The sequence below is a fragment of the Alloyangia pacifica genome (genome assembly GCF_900116195.1).
In the GTDB taxonomy this organism is placed as follows: domain Bacteria; phylum Pseudomonadota; class Alphaproteobacteria; order Rhodobacterales; family Rhodobacteraceae; genus Salipiger; species Salipiger pacificus.
In genome coordinates, this window is the sequence record NZ_FOZW01000005.1 from 88,799 (window position 1) to 113,559 (window position 24,761).

Below are 24,761 nucleotides of genomic sequence, written 5' to 3' on the forward strand. Positions count from 1 at the left end.
CGCCGCCCATACTGGGCGGACATCAGGGCCTGTAGCGAGCTGACAGCACGGCTCGCGGGGCAAGCGTCGCAGCGCCGCAGTGCTGCCGCCCGCAGCGCAAGGTCATGGCAACCGTCAGGATTGCGCAGGGAAGTTGATGTGCACGCGCAGTCCATCCGAGCCGTCCACGGTCAAAGTCGCGTCGTGCTGGAAGGTCAGGGTCCGGATCATCCGCCAGCCGAGAGAATTCGACCGTTCGGGACGCTCGGCATCCGCCGGCAGGCCGACACCGTTGTCTGACACGAGCAGCGCGATGCCCTGTTTCAGATCGCCGGACACCTCGACCCGGATGAGCCCTTTGTCGCGGCCGACGAAGGCATACTTGAACGCATTGGTGATGAGCTCGCCAACGATAAGTCCAATGTCGACAGCAAACTTGCTGTCGAGCTGCAGCGCTTCGCAGGATACGTCGATCTTGGCCGTGAGCCCGCCGCCGCTGAAGGCCCGTTCCGACGTCCTCGCGACTTCGTCCAGCATCTCCGACAGGTCGACCTGGCTGGCGTCAGTCCCGCGCTGCATCAATTCATGGGCCTTGGCGAGCGATCCGACGCGAACCTCGAGTTCGGTCAGGACCTGTTGGGTTTCCTCCTGCTCGGCCTGAGACTTGCTCATCCGGATCAGCGCGACGATGAGCGCCAGGTTGTTGCCGGTCCGGTGATGAAGCTCCTGCATGAGCAGGTCGCGGTCGGCGATCCCCTCGGCCAGTTCGCGGTTCTGCTCGCTGAGCGCGGCGGTGGGGTCCTTGGCCTTGAGTGCGCTCAAAGCGCCCGTCGCCTGATCGATCAGTTGTGGGCTGGCTGGCAGGATTGCCGACGGCAGGAACGCCGCGTCGATCCGCGTGCCCTCATGCCCTGTCTCGACGTCGAAACGCGTGGCAATCCTCTGCACGCCGCGGAGCCCCAGCCCCATGCCCACCGAAGAAGATCGCGGGCCGTCCGGCTCGAGGTTCTCTTTCGGGATCCCGCGCCCCTGATCGGTCACCAGAAGCCCCAGCGCCGGCTTGCCGTTCACCTCGGTAAGCGAGAAGGTCGCGCGCCCCTTCTGGCCATGCTCTATCGCGTTGCGGCCAAGCTCGACGACAGCGGTCACCGTCCGCGTTCGCTCGAACGAGCCGAATTGCAGGACGTTGGTCAGCGTCATCGCTACCTCGCGCAACCGCGCCACGTCGGCGCTCTTCTCCAGCGTCACCGTGGTAAGCTTGGCCGCCTTCATTGCTCGCGCTCCCGGTTGATGCGAATGACGACGATGCTGGCGTCATCCCGGCCCCGAAAGGCCCGATCCAGAAAGAAGCCGGCGATCAGCAGCAGGCTCTTCTTGAGCAGCCCCGGCGGGAAATGCGCTTCCCGAAGCGTTTTCAGCCCGTCGCTGTGCAGGATCACCATGTCGCCCATCTCCAGCTGCACCGACTCCTCGTAGCCGCGCGTCGCGGCACCGCCGATGCTGCCGTCCCGAACCGCCATGCGGCGCACGCCCTGTGCCCCGATCAGCAGCGTCGAGATGTTGCCGAGACCCGTGTAGCGCAGTTCCATCTGCGGCTGCGCGACATGCACCAGCGCCGCCACCGCGCCGCGCCGGCCGACGAGCTGCTCGGTGATCTGGCGCATCAGCTTGCCCGGCTCGGAGGACAGCCCGCCCGCGGCGAAGGCGGCATCGGTGACCTCGGCGGCGGCCTCAGCAGCGGCGGGGCCATGGCCGAGACCATCGCAAAGCAGCACGTCGGTCGCCCGCGGGGTCTGCCGGATCTGGAAATCGTCGCCGCAGGAGTCCTCGTGCGGATGGCACACCCGCAGGCCGACCGCCTCGACGCCGATGTCCGCCTCGTCACCGCGCCCGCCGAAGGTGCAGACGATGGTGGTCCCGTTCTCCGGCGAGCTGAAGATGTCGAAGGTGTCTGACAGACGAACGATGGCCCCGAGGCCAAGCCCCGCGGAATCCGTGGAGCTTTCACCGTCCTGGAACATCCGGTCGATATCCGGGATGCCCGGCCCGCGATCGGTGAAGATCATGGTGATGAGCTCGGCACCGGGGGCCCGCACGAGTTCGATCAACGCCCGGCCGCGCTCGGCGTAGCGCAGGATGTTCGTGGTGGCCTCTGTCGCGACGATCGCGAGTTCGTCCAGCCGTGTCTCGGGAAGGCCGATCTCGGCGCCATGGCGCCGCGCCAGCCGCCGCACCACGGCAATGGCGCTCCGATCATCAATCTCGACCCACTGGTTCATAGCTTCACGCTCATGGAAACGGTTGTACCCTTCCCGGGCGCAGACCGGACATCGAACCCATGTGAGAGCCGCTTGGCGCCGCCAAGCCCCCTGCCCAGCCCTCCCGCGGTCGTGTAGCCCTCGGTCATGGCCAGCGTCACATCTTCGATCCCCGGACCGTCGTCCCGGCATTCGACGCGCAGATACTCGTTACGACTATCGAGATAAATCGAAATCCGGCCACCACCACCATGCACGATGGCGTTGCGAGCAATTTCGCTCACCGCCGTCGCGAAACGCGTGACGCGCATTACCGAAAGCCCGCGTTCCTTGAGAATTCGCGCGACCGCCTGACGCGCAATGACGACGTCCCGACTGGTTGCGAGCGTGATCTCCGCGAGCGCGGGCGTGCCTGATGTCCCTTTGGGATCAGGCACGCCGCAACTGGGAAAGCGCGTGGGTCAGGCTGAGCGCCGTTCGGGTCTCGGGCAGGTACATCCCCAGCTCGACAAGCGTCACGGCCACCGCAGGGCGCATCCCGACAACGTAGGTCTCGGCCGCCAGCAGACGCGAGATACCCGCCAATTGGGCGATGACCCGCCCGACGAAGGTATCGACGATCTCCAGCGAACTGATGTCGAGGATCACGCCCTTGACGTTTTCCTTGGCAATCCGGTTCGAGAGGGTCTCCTGCAACTCCACGATCTCGGTATCGGTGACGTCGTCCTGAATGGAGACGAGAAGTGCGTTCTCGACCAGGTTGATGGACGTCACTCCCGACACGTCAGGAGGCCTCGCTGGTCTTGATCACATAGCCGACCTTCTGCAGCGCGTCGGACAGCGCGGTGCGGATGCTCGACCGGGTCGACACGGTGCCGACGTCGATGCCGAGCTGCACCATGGTCTGGGCGATCATCGGGCTGATGCCGCTGATGATGCATTCGGCCCCCATCAGGCGCACGGCGGCGGCGGCCCGCAGAAGGTGCTGTGCAACCTGCGTGTCGACCGTGCCGACGCCGGTGATATCCATGATCACCACCTCGGCCTGACGCTCGAGGATGGTCTGGAGCAGGTTTTCCATGACCTCCTGGGCCCGGGCGGAATCCAGCGTGCCGATCAGTGGCAACGTGAGAACCCGGTCCCAGAGCTCCACCACGGGTGTCGACAGTTCGAGCATTTCCTGGCGCTGACGTTCGATGATCTGGTCGCGCTCGCCGATGAATATCTCGTTGGTGTAGATTGCGAAGGCATCGACGAGGCGGGTCACCATGAGCACGTCGCGAATGAGCTTTCCACCCTCGACGCCGGGCATGGCCTCGAGGCGTTTGAAGAGCGGGGCCTTGAGCGCAAGCACGAAGGTCGCCATCTCGGTCGGCGTGACGCCGCGACCGACGCGCTCCTTGCTGACGTCGGCCAGAACCGCGCGAAGGTCTTCCCAGGCGTCATCGTCGAGGCTGAATTCCTCGTTCACGACACCGGCCCGAACGCCCTTGCCGAAGGCTTTCAGGAGTTCCTGGTTCTGCGCGCGACTTTCGGAGTCGGAGAACAGGTCGGAGCGCTTCACGCCCTCCTTCACCTGGGTGCCGAGCCACTCCTCCACGACCCCGGAGAAATCGGATTCGAGGATGGTCAGAATATTTGCCGTCGCTGTTTGCGGCATATGCGGGAACCCCAGTTCATTTTGATGTGGCAGGTAAGCCAAGTAGCGGAGATGAAGTCAACGGCAATGGCCACGTAACTTGCCGCGACGTCTGTTGCCGATCTGCGTCAGATCCCGGAATGAGAGAGGCGGCTGACCTTGCCGATCAGCACCTCCAGATCGAAGGGTTTGTGGACGATTTCGACGTCACCCGGCGGGAGATTGCTGCCCAGCCCCGCCGTTTCGTCATACCCGGTGACGAAAATGATCTTGAGGTCAGGCCGCTCCAGTCGGGCGGCTTCCGCCAGCTGGTGTCCATTCATCCCCTTCGGCAGACCGACGTCCGTCAGAAGAACATCCACCCGGACATCCGACCTCAGGATTTCCAGCGCCTCGCTTCCGGTGCCCGATTGGAACACCATGAATCCGCGATCCTCGAGCGCATCGACGACCACCATGCGCACGAGAACCTCATCCTCCACCACGAGGATCGATCTCTTCGCACCCTCGCGCGTCGTTCGTTCGCTCACCGAAGGCTGCTCCTGAACGACCTCCGTCTCCGCGAGACTACGCGGAAGGTAAAGCGTCACCGTAGTCCCGACGCCCGGCTCGGACTGGATTTCAGAAGCACCACCAGATTGCTGGGCAAAACCGTAGACCATCGACAGACCAAGCCCGGTGCCTTCCCCCATTGGCTTGGTTGTGTAGAACGGATCGAAGGCCCGGTCGATCTGCTGCGGGGTCATGCCAGTGCCCGTGTCGACCACGCTGATCTGCACATAGTCGCCACCCGACAGATCGAGCCCTTCGGCACGATCAGCCGGAATGCTCGTGTTGGACACATGAATTTTCAAACTGCCACTGCTATTCATCGCATCCCGGGCATTGATGCAGAGATTGAGCAGAGCGTTCTCGAGCTGGTTCCGGTCAACCAGAGCGGGCCAGGCGTCCTGGACAAAGCTTGTCTGGATGTCGACCCCCGGCCCGACAGTGCGCTGGATGAGCTCGCTCAGACCTTCGCAAAGCAACGACAAATCGGTCACCTTTGGCTCGAGGGTCTGCTTCCGCGCGAATGCCAAGAGCCGCTGTGTGACATTCGCCGCGCGCTGTGCTGCGCTCTTGCCCGCGGAGAGATAGCGCTCGATTTCATCGTAGCGATTTTCCGAAAGGCGCGACTTCGCCATCTCGAGAGAACCGGAAATCGCCGCGAGAAGGTTGTTGAAATCGTGGGCGAGACCGCCGGTGAGCTGTCCGACCGCCTCCATCTTGTGGGACTGCCGCAGGACTTCCTCTTTGGCCATGAGCTCCGCCGTCTGCTCTTCCACGCGCCGCTCGAGGGTCTCGTTCAAGCGGTAGAGCTCTGCGCTCACCCGGTCACGCTCGGCTTCGATCTCTCGGCGCCCGCTGATATCCATCAGTACACCCGAGAAGCTCACGGCCTGCCCTTGCTCTCCGAGCGTGACCTTCCCGCTGGCTTCGATCCAATGATACTTGCGATCCGACCTCATGACGCGAAACTGCTGAAAATACGCGCCACCATTTTTCAGCGCGGCGTCAACGGCGGCATGCAGGCGAGGCTTGTCCTCGGGGTGAACGTTCTCGGTCAGCTCGGGAAGCTTGGAGTTGTTAAGCTCGTCATTCGACGCGAACCCCATGGCGACCGAAAGGCCCTCGTCGACGATGAATGTTTCCTCGGGAAAATGGCCAACCCAGGTTCCGACAATGGCACCGGCCTCAAGAGCCATATTCACGCGCTGCTCATTTTCGAGCGCAGTCTTCTCGCTTTCGCGCAGCTCCGCCTCGGCCTGCTTGCGTGCGGTGATGTCCCGGAAAAGCACGGCGACCTGCCCCAGCGATTTTGGCTCGAGCCGCCGAGCCGAAACCTCGATAAACCGGCCTGCTTCCACGAAATCCCGTTCGAAGCGGATGGGAACGCCCGACTCCAGCACCGCGCCGTAGATCTTCACCCACTCGCGGCCATCGTCCGGAGAAACGTCAAACACGGTCTTGCCGACGATGCCCTTGATACCTGTATGACGCTCATAGCCGCTATTGGCCTCGATATGAACGTAATCGGAGAGCGGGCCGTCAGGCCCATCGATGAACTGGATGATGCAAAAGCCATCATCGATGATCTCGAAGAGCGCCTTGCGGCCGGCCTCTCGTTGGGCGAGATCATAGTCGTCGGAGATGTCGGCACCCGACGCTCTGTCCGGCTTCCGTTTGGGGTAGAACGGCAATCGCATCGCAGGGTCTGACTTTCAAAGGGACGACGCCGGTCAACATAGAGCGATAGCTCGAAGCGGATACCGCGCTCTTGCTTCCTGTACCCGAATTGTCACGCTTTCCGAGCCAACCTCGCGCAAGTCACCCCACGCGCTGCGACTTGCGCGCATCTAGCCGCTCCAACGCGGCGATCAGAGTGCCCGGCGCGACTGGCTTCATGCAGAATTCCGCGTCCGGGTAGTCATCCGAGATTTCGCTCTGCCGCAGGTGGCCGGAGTGAAACACGATCCCCACACCCATCGCGCGCAGGCGCTCGGCGATCGGGAAAACTTCTCCGTCCGCAAGCCGCACGTCCAGAACCGCAAGGTCGGGCGTCTTCGTGCCCAGTGCAGATTGCGCGCGCTTCAGCGACGGGTAGGCCCCCATCACCTGGAAATCGGCGTCTTCAAGAATGAACTGCAGATCGAGCGCTACCACGGCTTCGTCTTCGCAAATCAGGACAGAGGGCATGCGACCCGGCTCCAGTTTTTAGAAAGTATCATCATCACAAGCAGCGGCGCTCCGGTCTGGTTCCGCGAGGATTTGGCGCACAGGCTATTTGTCGGCAAGGGTTCGCCGACTTTTGTTTTTGCCCGCCGCACGCTGGATGACGCCGGCCGCCGCTTCACCCATCTCGTGGGCATTGACGAGACCTTGGGCAAAGGGGTGGCGCCGCAGCAGAACCGGCAGCGACAGGCAGTGTATTCGCCCGTTCGTGTCCGCCCTGAGGGGCAAGGAATATGTCTCGAAGCGCGGCGAGCCCGGAGTGAGATCGCGCATCGACAGAGACGGAAAACCCAGGTCAGAGATTGTCAGGTCCTTTTGGCCGCGACCGTCGACAAGAGTGTCGAACGCCGCCTCTTCACCCTGATACGCGACAACCACACCTGCTCCCGACTTCCGGATTTCATGGTTCTCTCCAATCCGCGCGACCTTCAGAACCCCGGCGCGCTTCATGGCAAGGAGCCTTTCGATCGAGGAATGCGGCACGCAGGCATAGCAATCGGTGAACACCGGCTTGAGGTCTTCGTGGAACCTGACGAGATCCTCCTCGGCAAGGCGGGGCGTCATCTCCTCGAAGAGTTCATGCGCCCTGAGCAACGCACTGCGCCAGGGCGTCGGCTCTTTCTTGGCGTTCTTCAACTTCGCTTGCGCAAGGTTTCTCCGCGCCCAGTCGAAAGCGTCCGAGGCAAGGCGCTCGGCGAAATAGGCCGCGTGAAATTGCCTCGGGGAGAATGGTTGCGCACCGAGCGTTGCCACATACTGCGGGTCCGCAGCTTCGAGATCGGTCAGAAAGGCACGGAACGCGTCGTCCAAAAGACCGACAGTTCCATCGCCTCCGCTATCTTGGGCGATGGCGGCGAACCGCGGCAGCTCAGGCAAGGGCAACTCGTACCAGTAGTCGGCCTCTGGAAGCAGCCCCTTGCGAGACATGAGCGTGATCTCGAAGTCGCCCGCCTGCGCCGAAGGTCGGTACTCGAGGCCGCCTTCTGCTTCGACGAAGACCCCACGTGCAGAGGCAAGCGTCGCGGCAATGTCGACCGCCGAAAGAGACGTTCCCAGCACCCCCACCTTCAGCGCTTGCAGGCGTCTGATCTTTTCCGCAGGCCATGGCGAGACAAGCCGCACCCCGCCCTCGAGGTTGCTATCCGGCCAAGCGTGCCCCGTCGCCAGGACCACATCGTCATAGAGAGCCTTGCCCGCTCCGGAGGGACACTGCCAGGCCACCTCGATGCCGTCCTGCACCGGACACACGTCCTCCACCCTGTGACGCCGGTGGAGTTCGACCGAATGTCCGGCGAGACGACCGAGCGCCACGAGCTCGGCCATCTGGGCGGTGAGATACGTGCCGAGGACAATGCGCGGATAGAACGCCTCCTCGCTGATAACATCCACCGCCAGCCCCAGACGCGCCAACTCTCGAACATCCAGCGCCCTCAGCCAAGCGTCCAACCCCTGCACCACCGGCGGGAGTTCCCGACTGGCGATATTGGACAGCATGCAGGGGTCGTTCATTTCCTCTGAATAGGGCATGCCGGGCCCCGCGTGCCCGGCCTTCTCGAAAATGTCTACGTGCAGTGGCGCAGACGTGGATGTCACCAACCTCCGCAGCGTGTAGACACCCGTCGGACCAGCTCCGACGATCGCTACGCGATGTGCCGAAGACGCGTGCGCCCGGACAGCCGGGTGCGACGCCTTTATGGGCTGTTCGATCGCCATTTGAAGCCTCGCTGAGCAGCAAGATGTGGATCTTCTTTTGGCTGAACAAGATCAGGGAGCCACAAGTTCCGCGCGCATCAAAATTTCCGCTGCGCCGTCCCTGTAAGACGGGTGACCCTTGGTCATCCCGGGAACTGAGCTTTGGCGCGGAACCAACAGGCGATGCCTGCGGTTCCACCAGCGTATCTTCCCTGAAGCTATGAGACGCGGAATGGCTATGAACCCCTTGGATGTCGAGACCGATGTCGACGTCGTTGCCAGCAACGTTTCAGCTTCGGCGACGCCCCTCGCACCGCAGTATCCGACGACCAGCGTGATCGTCGCCGGCTACGTGCTTGCCTCCATTCTCGCGGTGGCCGCGGGATACGCACTGATGATCGACTGAGCCGGCCCATTTAAAACGGCCCCCTGCCTGGGTACCGTTCGATGAAATGCGCAGCCGGCATGGGCTCAGGGCGAAAGTCGGCCTCGGAAGCGCTGCAAACCTCAAGCATTTGCAAATCGAGCCTCTCAAGCATGCTTTCATATCGCTCAGGGCGTGTTGAAGTCGTATCAAGACCGCCGCGGTGCGTGGCAGGCTGCCTCGCTTTCATACGGGGCAGTCACGCCGGAAGGAGAGTTTGCGACACGTCGTCAGGGATGCACGCGCATCGAGGATCCTTCTCCCCACCCAACCTCACATGGATCTCTTACGGCCTTGTTTCAGACGTGACCATTCTGCTCGATGTACCGCTTTGCCGAGCCGTTGGTCCTTGGCAAGTAGCGCTGCGCATCAATGTGGCGGATGGCGCAGCCTGCAGGCGATGGCCCGCCGGTCACCCGCCAGCACCGTCGGGCGATCAGAACGAGGGCGCGCCTGATCAGGCACGCACTCACCTGACCCGTGGGGCACGAGCAGCTCTTCAGCGCCCCACATCCAACGCAGCAACAAGGTTGCGACCATTTGCGCACCAAGCGACAGAGACGCAGAAGGCCTGTGCCGCCTCGGCTTCACTTTGACCGGCGGCTCTGAATGCGGCTCTCTGCTCTCGATCATGGACGGCGGGCCGCGCATTCCGATGCGGGGTTGTCAGCCGTGCCGGCCTCAAGCCGCTTGTCAGGCCCCGCGCTAAATCTGCACAGACCCCGAGCAAGAACGTCGCTCGGTGGGCGCCCGAGCATCTCGGTGTGATTGCAGCACCGCCCCCTCCCCGAGCAAGCAAGGGGAGGGAGGACCGGCACTGGTCAGATGAGAAGAAGCTCGTCGACCGGGTCGAAATAGAGAAAGTCGGTTCTCAGGGGCTCGCCTCCGTCGGGCTCCCCGACAAGCTCGATGACATCCCCGGGTGCGAGCATCAGGCCGGGGATCACATGCTCGGCGGCGGAAGCGTCGGTCACGATCCGATCGCCGGTGGTGCTGTCCCAGAGCCAGTCATCGACCTCGACGCCGTTCACCCGGACACTCATGTGGCTGACACCATCGTTCTCGTCGTAGTAGCCGATCGTCAGATCGTAGCTGCCTGCCAGCCCGTCGAAATCATAGAGCGCGATCTGCTCTGGCCCGCCGCCGGCCTGCAGATAGGCCCTTCCCGAGGCGACATTGTTGGTGACGATCTGGAAATCCTTCACGATTTCCAAAGTCTCCGCTTCGACGAGGAAGCCGCCCGCCTGAGGCGGTGCCTCTCTGATATCGAGAAAATCGGTCCGCAGGGGCTCCCCCCCGTCGGCCATTCCGGACAAGGTGATGATGTCCCCTTCATCCAGCTCGACGAAGGTGATCAGACGCTTCATGGCCGCTTCTTTAGTAACAATGGCGCCCGCCGGATCGGCGTCCCAGTCCCACTGATCGATCACCTCGCCGTTGACGGCGACGGACATGGTGCTGTCGCCGTCGGTCTCGTCGAAGTAGCCAATCGTGAGCGTGTAGAGACCGGCCTCTCCCGAGAACCTGCCGTAAGCGCTCTGCTCGCCCGCGCCCGAGGCTTGCAGGTAGGCATCTCCGGAGGGATGCGGGTTGGTCCGCACGACGAACCCGGCTTCGATATCGAGCGTCTCCGCCTCGGTGCGCCCGACGGCGATGTCGGCGACAACCGGGGTCGGGTCACTGTACTCGACGAGGTAGCCGAAGGCCTGGTTCGGGTTTGGCGGCACGCCGTTGTCGGCCCAACTCCCATCCGCGTAGAGCGCATGCGCCGTCAGGTAGTCCTCACCCGGGGGCTCCGACCAGGCATTGTTCGGCTCCTGACCGCCCCAGTCGGCATAGGTGATCGTGCCATTGGCTTCCGTCCAGAAAACCTGGCCCGCTTCCGGTCCGCCCACCCAACGCCAGGTCCCTTCCACTTCCGCATCCGAGCCTCCCGCCCAGACGTTCGGCGGCGTGATCGAATTGATGAAGTCGTTCTCGGCCTGAGAGGTGATGGTCGCCAGGTAGCCGGGCATGCGCATGAAGACCCGACCCTCGGCATCCGCCCTTGCTTCTTCCCACGGCAAAGGCGTTTCCACATATTCGTACCAGTGCCCGTTGCCACCGTCTTCGACCTTCCATTGCACCAGATCGCCGACGTCAAACTCCTGAAGCGTTGCGAGAAAGATGTCTGTTGTGCCGTTCGTGTCGTCAGGCACGAGGTTGGTGGCCGAGCTGCCGAAGATGAAGCTCTGCGCACCCGGCAGAAATACTGGACCGGAACTGAAGCCATTCGCCTGAATTCCGGAATCCGTCGTGGAGAGCAGGGTCACCTGCCCGGTGACAAGGTCCTTGAGGAAGATGTCGAGCGTCCCGTTTCCATCCAGAGCGACCAGGTTGGTGGCTTCGCTGAGAAAATAGATCTTGCTCTCGTCATCAGGGAAAAACCGTGCATCCACACTCGACCCATTCAATTGCTGCCCGAAGGTGTCCACTGAAACCCGGGTCGTCTCACCAGTCGTCAGATCCTTGAGAAGCAGGTCCAGCGCATCGTTTGTGTCGCCTTCGACAAGGTTGCTGGTGAAGGTGGTGAACAGCACCCGAGTGCCATCTTCAGAGATGTCGTCCGGCAGGTTGTCCTCATTGCCGACGTTGCCGTCACTGTCGGTCGACACAAGGGTCAATTGCCCGGTCTCAAGTTCCTTGAGATAGATGTCGCCCCGGCCATTGTCATCGTTCGGAGCCAGGTTGCTGGCGTAGGTCATGAACGCGACCTTGCTGCTGTCAGGCGAAAAGATCGGGAAGAAGCTCCGCTGGTTGGCCTGCTCGCCATTCGTCCCTGTAGACACGCGCGTGATCTCGCCGGTGGCAAGGTCCTTGACGAAGATATCAGTGGCACCGTTGGTATCCCCTGCCACGAAGTTCGACGACAGGCTACTAAAGGCAATCTTTGTCCCATCCGGAGAATATACCGGACTAAGGCTCGAGTAATTCCCTTCATTTCCGTAGACGTTACTCGAGACCAACGTAATCTCGCCGCTCTCGAGGTCCCTCAGGAAAATGTCAGACTGCCCATTCGTGTCCGAGGCGAGGTAAGCGTCGGAACCACTCTGAAAGGCGATCTTCGTGCCGTCAGGTGATATCGCGGGCGCGTGGCCGCTTAGCGGCACGCCTTCCGCGTTGGCCGATACAAGTACCACTTCGCCCGTGACAAGGTTCTTTGCGTAGATTTGGCCGTAGTTGGGATTGCTCTCGGGAATTTCGAGCCCCGGGATCAGGTTGGACGAAAAGCTGTGGAAGCCAATCCAGGTGCCATCATCCGAGAGGGTCGCTTCGCCGTGCGAGCCGTCGCCCTCTTCCCCATCGCTGTTCGTGGAAACCCGTTCAACCGATACGACCTTGAGCTCCGTAACCATGGCACATCCTCCCTTTGCCACCGTGACTGAAGTCAGTTCGACGTCGGGACACGAAAACACATCGGGCGGACGTAATATATGCGCCAGATCAATGGTGCCTCATTGCAGTGGTCAATTTCGTGCGCTGGCTTCGGCGGGATCGCTACCGCACAACGACATCCCCTCCGGCCCGGCAAAACACGGTGCCGATCACTCCTACTGCGATGGATGCCATTCGCTTTTTCGCCCACCATGGTCCCGCGACACTCCCGAAGCGCCCTGCGCAGGTGTCGGTCTGTGCACCGGCTGGCGGTCGGCTCCTGGCCCGCGGAACGGACCGGGGCGAAGATCTGCCAGCCTCGAGGCAGATCTTTGCGACAAAGTTTTGCTCTAGCGAGGCTTAGCATCTTGCCCCGGGCAACACGCTTGCCCATGGTTCTGGCACTCAGCGGCATTGCATGTACGTGTGCTGTCGCGAATGTGTCTTTGGGAGGACCATCATGATCAGAACTTTCGGGCTCGGCGCATTGATCGCCGGCAGCCTCGCCGTCACCGCGCCTGCCGCGATGGCGACGGAATTCGTCAACGTGCTGACCGGCGGCACCTCGGGCGTCTACTACCCGCTCGGCGTCGCGATGGCGGACATCTACGCCAAGAACATTCCCGACTCGCGCACGCAGGTGCAGTCGACCAAAGCCTCGGTCGAAAACCTGAACCTGCTGCAGCAGGGCCGCGGCGAGATCGGCTTCGCGCTCGGCGACTCGGTGAAAGACGCCTATGAGGGCAATGCCGACGTCGGCTTCTCCAAGCCGCTCGACAAGCTGCGCGCCATTGCCGCGATCTACCCGAACTACATCCAGATCGCTGCCTCGGCCGACGCCGGTGTGACCACCGCGACCGAACTGGCCGGCAAGTCCGTCTCGGTCGGTGCCGCCAAGTCCGGCACCGAGGTCAACGCCCGCAAGATCCTCGGCGCGCTCGGCATGAGCTACGACGATCTGGGCAAGGTCGAGTACCTGCCCTTCGCGGAATCCGTGGAGCTGATGAAGAACCGCCAGCTCGACGCCACCCTGCAGAGCTCGGGCCTCGGCTCGGCGGCGCTGAAGGACCTCTCGTCGACGCAGGACGTGTCCTACGTGTCGATCCCCGCAGAAGTGGCCGACACGCTCGGCGCGCCTTATGCGGCAGGCGTGATCCCCGCCGGCACCTACCCCGGTCAGGACGCGGACATCCCGACGCTGGCGATCACCAACATCCTGGTCACCAGCACCGACGTGTCTGACGAGCTGGCCTACCAGATGACCAAGCTGCTGTTCGAGAACCTCGACCAGCTCAAGGCGGCGCATGCGGCCGCGGGGGCCATCGACATCCAGAACGCGATCAAGAACTCGCCGATCCCGATGCACCCGGGCGCCGAGAAGTACTACAAGGAACAGGGTCTGATGTAAGCAGACCTGTGCGGTGGCCCGGCCAAGGCCGGGCTGCCTGCACGACGGGAGGACCACATGACCGGACAAACTGCGGCCGAGCACGGCCGGGCCGAGGAACTGGCCGAACTGCATGACCCGCTGGCTTCGAGCTTTCCGCCGAGCCTGACCGGGCGTTTCCTCTTCTGGCTGGCGGTGGCCTTTTCGCTCTACCAGATTTCCATCGCCGCCCACGTCATCGACCTGCCCAGCCAGGTGATGCGCGCGGTGCACGTCGGCTTCCTGATGGCGCTCGGCTTCCCGCTTCTGGCGCTCGGCCGCGGCTTCGGCGCGCCGCTCAGAACCTTCTGCTGGCTGCTCGCCGCCGCGGGTGTCGCCGTCGCCGCCTACCAGTGGATCGAGTACACGCCGCTGCTGATGCGCGCGGGCGATCCGACGCTCACCGACCTCGTCTTCGGCTGCATCGCCGTCGTCACCGTCTTCATCGCCGCCTGGATGCTCATGGGCCCGGCCCTGCCGATCATCTGCGGGCTTTTCCTCGCCTATGCGCTCTTCGGACAGCATCTGCCCTCGCCGTTCAACCACCGCGGCTACGCCTTCGAGCAGGTGGTCGAGCAGATCGCCTATGGCACCGAGGGGATCTACGGTATCCCGACCTATGTCTCGGCGACCTACATCTTCCTCTTCATCCTCTTCGGCTCCTTCCTCGAGAAGGCCGGGATGATCAAGCTCTTCACCGACGTATCGCTGGGCCTCGTCGGACACCGCATGGGCGGCGCCGCCAAGGTTTCGGTGCTGTCCTCGGGCCTCATGGGCACGATCTCGGGCTCGGGCGTCGCCAACGTGGTGACCACCGGCCAGTTCACCATCCCGCTGATGAAGCGTTTCGGCTACCGCCCGGCCTTCGCCGGCGGCGTCGAGGCAACCGCGTCCATGGGCGGGCAGATCATGCCCCCGGTCATGGGCGCCGTCGCCTTCATCATGGCCGAGACGCTGGGCGTGCAATACATCGAGGTGGTCAAGGCCGCGCTGGTTCCGGCCATCCTCTATTTCGCCGGCGCCTTCTGGATGGTCCACCTCGAGGCGGGCAAGCGCGACCTGCGCGGCCTTTCCGCCGACGAGATGCCCTCGGCCCGCAAGGCGCTGAAGGAAGGCTGGTACCTAATCCTGCCGCTGGCCGTGCTGGTCTGGCTGCTGTTCTCGGGCTACACGCCGCTCTTTGCCGGCACCATCGGCCTCGCACTCACCGGGATGCTGATCCTCGGAGCGGCGATCGCCATGGGCATGCCCTCGACCGCGGTGCGGGTGATCTTCTGGATCGTGCTCGGTGTCTGCGCCTCGGCCTTCTTCAAGTTCGGCATCAACGCGCTGCTGCTGGTGCTGGCCCTGCTCATCGCCGCCTGCGCCGCATTCAAGGGCGGGCGCGAGACGCTGAAGGTCTGCCGCGACAGCCTCGCCGATGGCGCCAAGACCGCGCTGCCGGTCGGCATCGCCTGCGCCCTTGTCGGCGTCATCATCGGTGTGATGACCCTGACCGGCGCGGCCAATACCTTCGGCCAGTTCATCGTCTCGGTGGGTCAGAACAGCCTGTTCCTCAGCCTCGTTCTGACGATGATCACCTGCATCATCCTCGGCATGGGCATCCCGACGATCCCCAACTACATCATCACCTCGTCGATCGCCGGACCCGCGCTGCTCGATCTCGGCGTGCCGCTGATCGTCAGCCACATGTTCGTCTTCTACTTCGGCATCCTCGCGGACCTGACCCCGCCCGTGGCGCTGGCCTGCTTCGCCGCCGCGCCGATCGCCAAGGAAAGCGGCCTGAAGATCAGCTTCGAGGCGATCAAGGTCGCCGCCGCGGGCTTCGTGGTGCCGTTCATGGCGGTCTACACCCCGGCGCTGATGCTGCAGGATGGCGGCGCACTGGCGGGTGCCATCGGCTACTGGCCCGCGGTCGCCTACATCGTGCTGAAGGCGCTGATCGCGCTCGCGCTCTGGGGCGCCAGCGTGATCGGCTGGCTCGGTCGCCCGCTGGCGGTCTGGGAGCGGCTGATCGCCGTCGCGGCCGCCTTCACCCTCGTCGCGGCGCTGCCGATCACCGACGAGATCGGCTTTGCCCTCGCGGTGGTCTTCGGGTTGCTGCTGTGGCGGCGCAAGGCCCCGGTGTCGGCATGACAGGCTGCCTGATGGCAGGGGCGATGATGCTCGCCCTCGCCGACGGCGGCAGCTTCACGCTGGAGTGGACCCATTCGGTCGAGCGCGAAGACTGGCGCGAGACCTGGGAAGTCACCGAGGACCACCGCCTCCATCTTACCGAGGCGGCGGTCAAGGGCTCGGGGGCGGGCATGGAACCCGGCCCCGGCGGCCATTTCGAGGACGGCTGGTGGGTCTGGGCTCCGGACCTGCCGCCGGTGCCCGCGCTGACCCTCGCCGCCTCGGGCGAAACGCCCTCGGCATGGACGCTCTGCGGCGAGGACTGCACGCAGCTCGGCGCCACCTCCGGCCAGCCGGTGCAGGTCGCGCCCTGCCCCGACGCGGGCTGATGCCCCGCCGCGCCGCCCTGCTGCCACGCCTGCGTTCTGCATGGAGGCTGCGCTTCGTTCTGGTCACGCTCGGCGCCCTGCTCTGCGGCGTGTTGGCCTGGCAGCTGGTGATGGCCGAGCTGCGGCAGGGGCTGGAACAGGCGCTGCTGGTCAGCCACCGTGCCCTGCAGACCGAGATCGACCGCTTCCGCTACCTGCCGCGTGTCGCCGGCGAAGACGCCCGCATCCGAGCTGCGCTGGACGCACCCGGAAATGCCGCCGCGATCGATGCTGCCAACCGCTATCTCCAGAAGATCGCCACGCAGACGGGTTCGGGGCGGCTCTACCTGCTGAACGACGCCGGGGTGACCATCGCCTCGTCGAACTGGAACGAGCCCGACAGCTACGTCGGCCATGACTACAGCTTCCGCCCCTATTTCACCGATGCCCGCGCCACCGGCAACGGCGCGGTCTACGCCATCGGCGTGACCACCGGCGAGCCCGGCTATTTCATCTCGGCCCGGGTCGACGATCCCGGCCTCGGGGTGCATGGGGTGATGGTGGTCAAGATCGACCTGCGACCGCTGGAACAGGCCTGGGCCGAGACCGGTCAGCGCATCGCCGTCACCGACCGCGACGACGTGGTGTTCCTCTCCTCGGTCGCCGAATGGCGCTACCGCCCGCTGATGCCGCTGCCCGAGGATGCGCTCGCCCGGCTCGAGGCCTCGCGGCTCTATGCCCGTGCCGCGCTCGAAGCCGCCGACCCGCTGCTGCCCAAGGGCAGCGAGCTCGGCATCGGTGGTGCGGGCCGCGCGACAACCCTGCGCGGCACCCCCTTCGAGACCGGCTGGCGGCTGCTGGCGGCAACGCCGGTCTGGCCCGCCCGCGCCGCGGCCCTTGCCACAACTGCACTTGTGCTTCTGGCCGGGCTTCTTGGTCTCGGGCTGGCCGATATGCGGCGGCACCGCCAGCGGCTGATCGCGTTGCGGCTGCGCCAGACCGAAGTGATGGAGCGCAAGGTGCGCCAGCGCACCGCCGAGCTGGCGCGCGAAATCGAGGCCCGCCGGCAGGTCGAGGACGATCTGCGCGCCACCCAGGCGACGCTGGTGCAATCCGAGAAGATGGCGGCGCTCGGGCGCATGTCCGCCGCCATCGTCCACGAGGTCAGCCAGCCGCTCGCCGCCATGGAGGCGACGCTGACCGCCGCCGAGTTCGGCCTGTCCCATGCACCCGAGAAAACCGCGGCGCGGCTGCAGTCCGCGCGCGGGCTGATCCGCCGGATGCAGCGCATGACCAAGCACCTCAAGAATTTCTCGCGGCGCGAGGCCGCTCCGCTGTCGCCGGTCGCGGTGACCGATGTCGCGCGCTCGGCGCTGGCGCTGGCCCAGCCGCGCGCCGACGCGGTGGGGGTGCAGCTGCACTTCGACGCCCCCGGAACCGTGCCGATGGTGCGGGCTGGGCACGCCCGGCTCGAACAGGTGCTGGTCAACCTGCTGCACAATGCCATCGAGGCGGTCGAGCCCGGCCATGGCGAGGTGACGCTCTCTATCGAGCGCAGCGCCGGGGAGGTCACGCTGCTGGTCAGCGACAACGGTCCCGGCATCGCTCCCGACGTGTTGCCACGGATCACCGAGCCGTTCTTTTCCACCAAGCTCGGCGGCGAGAAGCTCGGGCTTGGCCTTGCGATCAGCTTCGAGGTGGTCCAGCAGTTCGGCGGGAGGCTCGATATCCGCTCGACCCGCGGCGAGGGTGCGGAGATCGCGGTAATCCTGCCGCTGCTCATCGACGACGACGGAGGCAACGAAGAGACGCAGGAGGCCGCCGAATGAGCCCGCTGATCCATGTGGTCGAGGACGACCGAGACCACCGCGTCGCGCTCTGCGACCTGATCGAAGCTGCGGGCTATCGCGCCGAGGCCTTCGCCGACGGCGGGGCCGCCATGGCCGCCGAGAGCCGTCCCGACCTCATCCTGACCGACCTACGGATGCCCGGCATGGATGGCCAGCAGCTGCTCGAAGCGGCCCGCGATCGCGATCCCGATTGCCCTGTGGTTCTGATCTCGGGGCATGGCGAACTGGCGCAGGCGGTGCAGGCGATGCGCGCCGGCGCCGAGGATTTTCTTGAGAAACCCTACGACGGCATGCACCTGATGACGGTGATCGAACGCGGCCTGCGCAGCCGCGCGACGCGGGCCGAGATCGGGCGCCTGCAGGAGCGCATCACCCGCCGCGACGAGGGCGGGCTGCTTGGGCAATCTGCGGCAATCACCGCGCTGCGCGCCCGCATCGCGGCGATCGGCCCGACCGATCTCGACGTGGTGATCACCGGCGAGACCGGCACCGGCAAGGAGCTGGTCGCCCGCGCCCTGCACAGCGCCAGCCCGCGTGCCGCCGGGCCGCTGGTTGCGGTGAATTGCGCCGCCCTGCCCGAGAGCCTGTTCGAGATCGAGATCTTCGGCCATGTCGCCGGCGCCTTTCCCGGCGCGCAGGACAAGCCCGGCAAGCTCGAGGCCGCCTCGGGCGGCACGCTGATGCTCGACGAGGTCGAGGCCATGCCCGCCGCCATCCAGCCCAAGTTGCTGCGCGCGCTGCAGGAGCGCGCGGTCGAACGGTTGGGAGAGAACCGGCTGCGCCCGCTCGACTTGCGGGTGATCGCCACTTCGAAGACCGACCTGCGGCCGCTGACCCTCGACGGCAGTTTCCGTGCCGATCTCTTTTACCGGCTGGCCGGAGCCGAGATCGCGGTGGAGCCGCTGCGCGGCCTCGGCGAGGACATCGTTCTGCTGTTCAGCCACTACGCCGCGCTCGCCGCCGCCCGCTACGGACGCGACATGCCGGGCATCGACTACGCGCTGAAGCAACAGCTCCTGCGCCGGTCCTGGCCGGGCAACGTGCGCGAGCTGAAGGCCCTCGCCGAGCGCTTCGCGCTCGGGCTGGACATCCCCGATGTACCCGCCCCCCCGGCAGCCGAGCCCGAGAGCCTCGCCGCCCGGGTCGCCGCCTTCGAGGCCCGCGAGATCCGCCTCGCGCTGGAACGCTGCCGGGGCAACACCGAGCGCGCGGCCAAGGTTCTGGGGGTGGCCCGGCGGACGCTCAACGACAAGATCAGCCGATACGGCATCCGCGTCTGATCCACGCCGAAAGCGCCGCCCTGCCGGTCCGAACGCACGTAGCCTCTTGCCAAATCACGGCGCGCTGCGCATGGCATTCGGATGCAAACCAGCGACGCGTCCTCCACACCCTCCATCGCCGTGCCACAGGTTGACCGCCCGCTGCTGGGCGCGGTGCTCATGCTCGGCTTCTGTGCCACGGCGCCGCTGATCGACGTTGGCTCGAAGCTCGCGACACGCAGCCTTCCCGTGGCCGAGATCACCGTGGCACGCTTCGTCGTGCAGGGCGTCCTCATGGTGGCGCTCGCATTGGTCCTGCGCATCCGCCTGCGCCTGACACCGCGTGAACTCATCCTGACCGTTGCCCGCGCCGCGCTGTCGCTGATCGCGACCATCGGCTTTGTCGGGGCGATGGTACGCATGCCGATCGCCGACGCACTGGCGATCGCCCAGATCGAACCCTTTGTCCTGATGTTCCTTGGCTGGATGCTGCTCGGCGAAAGCGTCGGTCCGCGGCGCATCCTCGCCTCCATCGTGGGGTTCGGCGGGGCGCTGCTGGTGGTGCAGCCGGGGCTCGCGAGCCACGGGGTGGCAGCGATCCTGCCGCTGATCACCGCGGTCGCCTTCGCCGGCTACATGCTGGTCACGCGGCAATTGCGCAGCCTGGCGCCTGTGGCGCAGCAGGCAACAACCGCCATCGCCGCGGTCGTCCTCGGCCTGCCCTTCCTGTGGATCCTGCCCGACAGTCTCGGCGGAGGCGCGGCCTGGCCGCAGGGTGCGGCCTGGCTTCATCTCGGCGGCATGGGCCTCGCGGCGAGCCTGTCGCATATCTTCCTGACCTATGCGCTGCGCCTCGCACCCTCCGCGCTGATCGCGCCCCTGGGCTACCTGGAGCTCGCCTCGGCAACCGTGCTGGGCTGGCTTGTGTTCGGCGACTTCCCCGCGCCGATGGTCTGGGCGGGGATTGCGTTGATCGTCGGGTCCGGGCTCTATCTGATCCACCGCGAACAGCGGGCGCACCGGCGTCCGCAGGTTCCAGTCACATCCAGTACGATCTGAGCCGGGCCTTCGGCACGCCGCTTGCAAGGATCGTTGCCCGATACAGTCTACCGTCGGTGTGCCAGCGTCACCACAGAACGCCGCCCGAAAGTCCCGCCGACCGCGGCAATCACGGGCATCCGCGGCCCTGCGGCCGAGCTCCTGGATAACCGGCACGACCTCGGAAACGGCAGCACAGACGAAGCGGCAACTGACCGGCCTTTCCACGGATTTCGCCCCTATTGGCAAAATCGGCAGTTAGATCAGCGTCAGAAATGTGACGACGATCGCCATGAGATCAGCGTCCGCCAAAGCCGCCCATTCCCGTTCAGGCACGCCGCTTCCGGTTGATCAGGGCACGCGCGTCCTGCGCCCCTCGCAAGGGCCAGCACCTGATGCCACGGACAGTCCCGGTCGCGCGCCCGTGGCGCTACTGCTTCGTTGGACCCCGGCTCGGATCAACCGGCCAGTTTCCTGCCTGCCGCAACGATGCTTTCAACGGTGATACCGAAATGCGCGTAGAGGCGTTCGGCACGATCCGAGGCACCAAAGCCGGTCATGCCGATGAAGACGTCCCGCGGGCGTAGCCATTTCTGCCAGCCAAACGCCAAAGCTGCCTCGACGCCGATGCGGGGCGCCTCGCCCAGGACCTCGGCGCGGTACGCCTCGGGCTGCGCCTCGAAGAGCTCCCAGCACGGCATCGACACCACGGCGGCGCGGATCCCCTGCGCTGCGAGTCGCTCGCGGGCCGCCACCGCGAGAGCGACCTCGGTGCCGGTGGCAAGAAGCGTCAAGTCGCGCTCGGGCTCGGCAGGATGCAAAAGGTAGGCGCCGCGACGGGACATGTTCTCACCTGCGCCGTCGCGCACCAGGTCCGCAAGCTGTCTCGACAGCGCCATAAGGCTTGGACCCTCCTGCGTTTCCAGCGCGATTTGCCAGGCCTCGGCGGTTTCCACCGCGTCGGCCGGGCGAAAGACCCGCATGTTGGGCATGGCGCGGAAACTCGCGAGGATCTCCACGGGCTGGTGTGTCGGGCCGTTGCTGCCGACGCCGATGGAATCATGGCTGAACGCGAAGATCCCCGGCAGCCCCATCAGTGCGGCCATGCGCATGGCCGGGCGTTCGTAGTCGGCGAAGGCGAGGTAGGTGACATTGACCGGCCGAAGCCCGCCATGCGCCGCGATCCCGCCGGTCATCGCGCCCATCAAATGCTCGCGCACGCCGCAATGTACGTAGCTGCCGCCACGCTCCAGCGCCGTGAAGGCCGTGCGCGCGCGTTTGTGGTTGGTCGGTGCCTCGAGGTCGGCACAGAGCACCATGAGTTCGGGCAGCGTGTCGGCGAGGGCGTCGCAGACGTCACCCGATGCCGTGATGGTTGGACCGGGGGCGCCGTTCTGGGCAACCCCCAACAGCCGCGCGGCGACTTTCGGCCAGTCCGCGGGGAGCTCTCCCGATGTCCAACGCTCGAACTCGGCGCGGTCGGCCGTCCCCGAGAGACGGTCCTGCCAGGCGCTCCGCACCTCGGCGCCACGGCGCAGCGCGCCGCGCCAGTCGCCGAGCACCGCTGCAGGCACCTCGAAGGGCGGCGCATCCCAACCGAGGGCCGCCCGCGCCTCTTGTGCATCCTGGGCGGTCAGCGGCGCGCTATGGCCGCCGCGGGTGGCTTCGAGCCGTGGCAGGCCGCGGGCAATGCGGGTACGGCAGGCGAGTAGTGAGGGGCGCGGGTCCGCGCAGGCGGCCTCGAGCGCGTCCGAGATCGTGTCGATATCGTGGCCGTCCAGGCTCTGCACGTGCCATCCGGCGGCTGCGAAACGGGCCGGGACATCCTCGCTGATCGACAGCGCGGTGTCGCCGTCATCGGTGATGTGGTTGTCATCCCAAAGGAAGGTGAGCTTGCCGAGCTGCAGATGCCCTGCCAGCGAGATCGCCTCCTGCCCGATACCCTCCTGCAGGCAGCCGTCTCCGACGAAGGCCCAGGTGCGGTGATCCACCAGCCCCGAACCGAAGCGCGCCGCCAGCCGTGCCTCGGCCACCGCCATGCCGACGGCACTGGCGATGCCCTGTCCAAGCAGACCCGTCGTGATCTCGATCCCCGCGTGCTGTTCGATCTCGGGATGGCCAGCACAGACCGACCCGAGACGCCGGAAGCTCTTGAGTGCCTCGGTCGTCACCGCCTCGTAGCCCGAAAGGTGAAGCAGCGCGTAGAGCAGCATTGAGCCGTGGCCGTTCGACAGCACCACCCGGTCGCGGTCAGGCCAGAGCGGATCGGCCGGATCGGCCTTCAGCTGGCGCGCATAGAGCGTCGCGGCAATCTCGGCCATGCCGAGCGGCACGCCCTGATGCCCCTCCCCCGCGTTCAGGATCGCGTCGATCGCGAGAAACCGGATGGCATGCGCCATCGACTGGATATCGGCCATTGTCTTCCTCCCTGCGCCGGCGCTGGCACGGCGCGCGGCCCACGTGAGGCTAAGTCCAGAAGGTCCCTGAGTATGTTTAGAAAAACTAACAAGCTCTTGCAGATTTCGAAATCTTCGAGCGGGATTTGGCGTGCTACCCCTGATGCCGAGCGATCATCGGGAGGAGAGGATGAGCATCCAGCCAACGACTGGCGCGTTGTCAAACGTGTCCCTGGAACAGCGCGCCTGGAACATCCGCCGCAAGGCGCTGCTCATGGGCGAGGTGCAGGGCCAGGGCTACATCGGCCAGGCGCTCGGGATCTCCGACGTTCTCGCGACATCCTATTTCCATGCGCTCGACTACCGGCCCGAGGATCCCGAATGGGAGGGCCGCGACCGCTTCCTGCTGTCGATCGGACACTACGCCATCGCCCTCTATGCCGCTTTGATGGAGGCCGGGATCCTGCCCGAGGAAGAGCTTGAAACCTATGGCATGGACGACTCCCGCCTGCCGATGTCGGGCATGGCCTCCTACACCCCGGGCATGGAGATCACCGGCGGTTCGCTTGGCCAGGGTCTCGGCATCGCCGTGGGCATGGCGCTGGGGCTGAAGCGCAAGCTGAACCCGGCCTTCGTCTACAACCTGATGTCGGATGGCGAGCTTGGCGAGGGCTCGACATGGGAGGCGGTGATGTCGGCGGTGCAGTGGAAGCTCGACAACCTGATCTGCATCGTCGACTTCAACAACCAGCAGGCCGATGGGCCGACCCGCGACGCGCTGGCGGTGGGCGCCGAGGCGCCGAAATGGGAAGCCTTCGGCTGGCACGCGCAGGAAGTCGACGGCAATGACCTCGGCGCACTGGTCGCCGCCTTCGACGCCGCGCGCAGCCTCGCCGAGCCGAAGCCGCGGGTGATCATCTGCAACACCACCATGTGCAAGGGCGTGGACTTCCTCGAAGCCCGCGAGATCACCCACTTTGTGCGGGTCGAGCCGGAGGAATGGGCCATGGCCCTCGACAAGCTGGAAGAGGGACGACCCGCATGACCCTGGACTCGATGGCCCGCAAGTACGAGCGCCGCACCCGCCCGGCCCAGAAGACCGCGACCTCGGCGATGATCGCCTCGCTTGCCGCCGAGGGATACGAGACCGTCTCGGCCCCCTTCGGCAACGCGCTCGTCGAGGCGGCCCGGCGCGATCCGCGCATCGTCGGCCTCTCGGCGGATCTGGCGAAATACACCGATCTGCACGTCTTCGCACAGGCGATGCCCGACCGTTTCTACCAGATGGGCATGGCCGAGCAGCTGCTGATGTCCGCCGCTTCCGGCTTGGCGCGCGAGGGGTTCCTGCCCTTCGCCACCACCTACGCCGTCTTCGCCGCGCGCCGCGCCTATGACTTCATCGCCATGGCCATCGCCGAGGAGAACCTGCCGGTCAAGATCGCCTGCGCTCTGCCCGGGCTGACCACCGGCTACGGTCCCAGCCATCAGGCCTTCGAGGATCTGGCGATTTTCCGGGGTCTGCCGAACATGGTGCTGATCGACCCCTGCGACGCCTGCGACGTGGCGGGAATGGTCCCGGCGATGCTGGCTCACGACGGCCCGGTCTACGCCCGCCTGCTGCGCGGCAAGGTGCCGAGCGTGCTGACCCGCCACAAGCCCGACTACCGCTTCGAGCTGGGCAAGGCGCAGCTGATCCGCGACGGCGGCGACGCGCTGGTGATCTCCTCGGGTATCATGACCATGCGCGCGCTCGATGCCGCCGAGGCGCTGGAGGCCGACGGTATCGGCCTTGCGGTGCTGCACGTGCCGACGATCAAGCCGCTCGATACCGAGACCATCGTCGCCGAGGCCCGCAAGGGCGGCCGTCTGGTGATCACCGCCGAGAACCACTCGGTGAATGGCGGGCTGGGCGAGGCGGTGGCGCGGACCCTGATGCTGGCCGGGGTCAGCGCCCCCTTCCGGATGATCGGCCTGCCCGACGAATTTCTCGAGGCCGGCGCGCTGCCGACGCTGCACGACATGTATGGGCTCTCGACCAAAAGGGTCGTCGAGCAGGTTAAGGGCTGGCTCTGAGCCCGCCGGGCCGGACGCCAGACGAGGCCCGGACACAAGACAAGGGAGGAGAAGACAC

19 protein-coding genes are annotated in these 24,761 nt (G+C 65.4%); 9 read left to right on the forward strand and 10 right to left on the reverse strand.

Annotation, left to right across the window (positions count from 1 at the left end):
* Window positions 1-114: 114 nt before the first annotated feature.
* From BM397_RS11925 to BM397_RS11960, 8 genes are all read right to left on the reverse strand, one after another.
* Window positions 115-1,251 carry an ATP-binding protein gene (locus tag BM397_RS11925; RefSeq protein WP_092424234.1) on the reverse strand — a complete coding sequence of 379 codons (1,137 nt, stop codon included), beginning with the start codon at window positions 1,249-1,251 and terminating at the stop codon, window positions 115-117.
* On the reverse strand, window positions 1,248-2,258 hold the full coding sequence (locus BM397_RS11930) for an anti-sigma regulatory factor (RefSeq protein WP_092424236.1): 1,011 nt from the start codon (window positions 2,256-2,258) through the stop codon (window positions 1,248-1,250). The genes BM397_RS11925 and BM397_RS11930 overlap by 4 nt, the downstream gene beginning before the upstream one ends.
* Window positions 2,255-2,674 carry an ATP-binding protein gene (locus BM397_RS11935; protein ID WP_245696058.1) on the reverse strand — a complete coding sequence of 140 codons (420 nt, stop codon included), beginning with the start codon at window positions 2,672-2,674 and terminating at the stop codon, window positions 2,255-2,257. Before BM397_RS11935 ends, BM397_RS11930 begins: the two co-directional genes overlap by 4 nt.
* Window positions 2,667-3,011 carry an STAS domain-containing protein gene (locus BM397_RS11940; RefSeq protein ID WP_224907190.1) on the reverse strand — a complete coding sequence of 115 codons (345 nt, stop codon included), beginning with the start codon at window positions 3,009-3,011 and terminating at the stop codon, window positions 2,667-2,669. Before BM397_RS11940 ends, BM397_RS11935 begins: the two co-directional genes overlap by 8 nt.
* Window positions 3,012-3,021: 10 nt before the next feature.
* Window positions 3,022-3,897: an STAS domain-containing protein gene (locus BM397_RS11945; protein ID WP_092424240.1), complete on the reverse strand. Its 876-nt coding sequence runs from the start codon at window positions 3,895-3,897 to the stop codon at window positions 3,022-3,024.
* Between the two features lie 107 nt (window positions 3,898-4,004).
* On the reverse strand, window positions 4,005-6,122 hold the full coding sequence (locus BM397_RS11950; RefSeq protein ID WP_092424242.1) for an ATP-binding protein: 2,118 nt from the start codon (window positions 6,120-6,122) through the stop codon (window positions 4,005-4,007).
* Between the two features lie 121 nt (window positions 6,123-6,243).
* A complete protein-coding gene (locus BM397_RS11955; RefSeq protein WP_092424245.1) occupies window positions 6,244-6,612 on the reverse strand; it encodes a response regulator in 369 nt (122 codons plus the stop codon).
* 84 nt (window positions 6,613-6,696) lie between these two features.
* Window positions 6,697-8,361, reverse strand: coding sequence for an FAD/NAD(P)-binding protein (locus BM397_RS11960; protein WP_092424248.1), 1,665 nt, complete (start codon window positions 8,359-8,361; stop codon window positions 6,697-6,699).
* 211 nt (window positions 8,362-8,572) lie between these two features.
* On the opposite strand from BM397_RS11960, the gene BM397_RS29310 reads away from it, so the two are divergent.
* A complete protein-coding gene (locus tag BM397_RS29310; RefSeq protein ID WP_176806612.1) occupies window positions 8,573-8,746 on the forward strand; it encodes a hypothetical protein in 174 nt (57 codons plus the stop codon).
* Window positions 8,747-9,585: 839 nt separating this feature from the next.
* On the opposite strand, the gene BM397_RS11965 is transcribed toward BM397_RS29310, so the two are convergent.
* A complete protein-coding gene (locus BM397_RS11965; RefSeq protein WP_092424250.1) occupies window positions 9,586-12,159 on the reverse strand; it encodes a lectin-like protein in 2,574 nt (857 codons plus the stop codon).
* Between the two features lie 479 nt (window positions 12,160-12,638).
* Here BM397_RS11965 and BM397_RS11970 point away from each other — a divergent pair, with 479 nt between their 5' ends.
* The 6 genes from BM397_RS11970 (at window position 12,639) to BM397_RS11995 (ending at window position 20,255) form a co-directional block, all read left to right on the forward strand.
* Window positions 12,639-13,586, forward strand: a complete 948-nt coding sequence (locus tag BM397_RS11970; protein WP_092424252.1) for a TAXI family TRAP transporter solute-binding subunit — start codon at window positions 12,639-12,641, stop codon at window positions 13,584-13,586.
* A 57-nt stretch (window positions 13,587-13,643) separates the two neighbouring features.
* Entirely contained in the window at window positions 13,644-15,740 is a 2,097-nt protein-coding gene (locus BM397_RS11975; RefSeq protein WP_092424254.1) for a TRAP transporter permease, read from the forward strand.
* Window positions 15,737-16,108, forward strand: a complete 372-nt coding sequence (locus BM397_RS11980; RefSeq protein ID WP_092424256.1) for a DUF1850 domain-containing protein — start codon at window positions 15,737-15,739, stop codon at window positions 16,106-16,108. The genes BM397_RS11975 and BM397_RS11980 overlap by 4 nt, the downstream gene beginning before the upstream one ends.
* A complete protein-coding gene (locus tag BM397_RS11985) occupies window positions 16,108-17,916 on the forward strand; it encodes a sensor histidine kinase (protein WP_092424258.1) in 1,809 nt (602 codons plus the stop codon). The genes BM397_RS11980 and BM397_RS11985 overlap by 1 nt, the downstream gene beginning before the upstream one ends.
* Window positions 17,913-19,217 (forward strand): sigma-54-dependent transcriptional regulator, encoded by a 1,305-nt coding sequence (locus BM397_RS11990; protein WP_092424260.1) that lies wholly within the window; start codon window positions 17,913-17,915, stop codon window positions 19,215-19,217. The genes BM397_RS11985 and BM397_RS11990 overlap by 4 nt, the downstream gene beginning before the upstream one ends.
* A gap of 81 nt (window positions 19,218-19,298) precedes the next feature.
* Window positions 19,299-20,255, forward strand: coding sequence for a DMT family transporter (locus BM397_RS11995; protein ID WP_092424262.1), 957 nt, complete (start codon window positions 19,299-19,301; stop codon window positions 20,253-20,255).
* Window positions 20,256-20,692: 437 nt separating this feature from the next.
* On the opposite strand, the gene BM397_RS12000 is transcribed toward BM397_RS11995, so the two are convergent.
* Window positions 20,693-22,651, reverse strand: coding sequence for a transketolase family protein (locus BM397_RS12000; RefSeq protein ID WP_092424264.1), 1,959 nt, complete (start codon window positions 22,649-22,651; stop codon window positions 20,693-20,695).
* 169 nt (window positions 22,652-22,820) lie between these two features.
* On the opposite strand from BM397_RS12000, the gene BM397_RS12005 reads away from it, so the two are divergent.
* A complete protein-coding gene (locus tag BM397_RS12005) occupies window positions 22,821-23,675 on the forward strand; it encodes a transketolase (RefSeq protein WP_092424266.1) in 855 nt (284 codons plus the stop codon).
* The gene (locus tag BM397_RS12010; protein WP_092424268.1) at window positions 23,672-24,703 is read left to right on the forward strand and encodes a transketolase family protein; all 1,032 of its coding nucleotides are present in this window, start codon (window positions 23,672-23,674) and stop codon (window positions 24,701-24,703) included. Before BM397_RS12005 ends, BM397_RS12010 begins: the two co-directional genes overlap by 4 nt.
* Window positions 24,704-24,761: the final 58 nt, after the last annotated feature.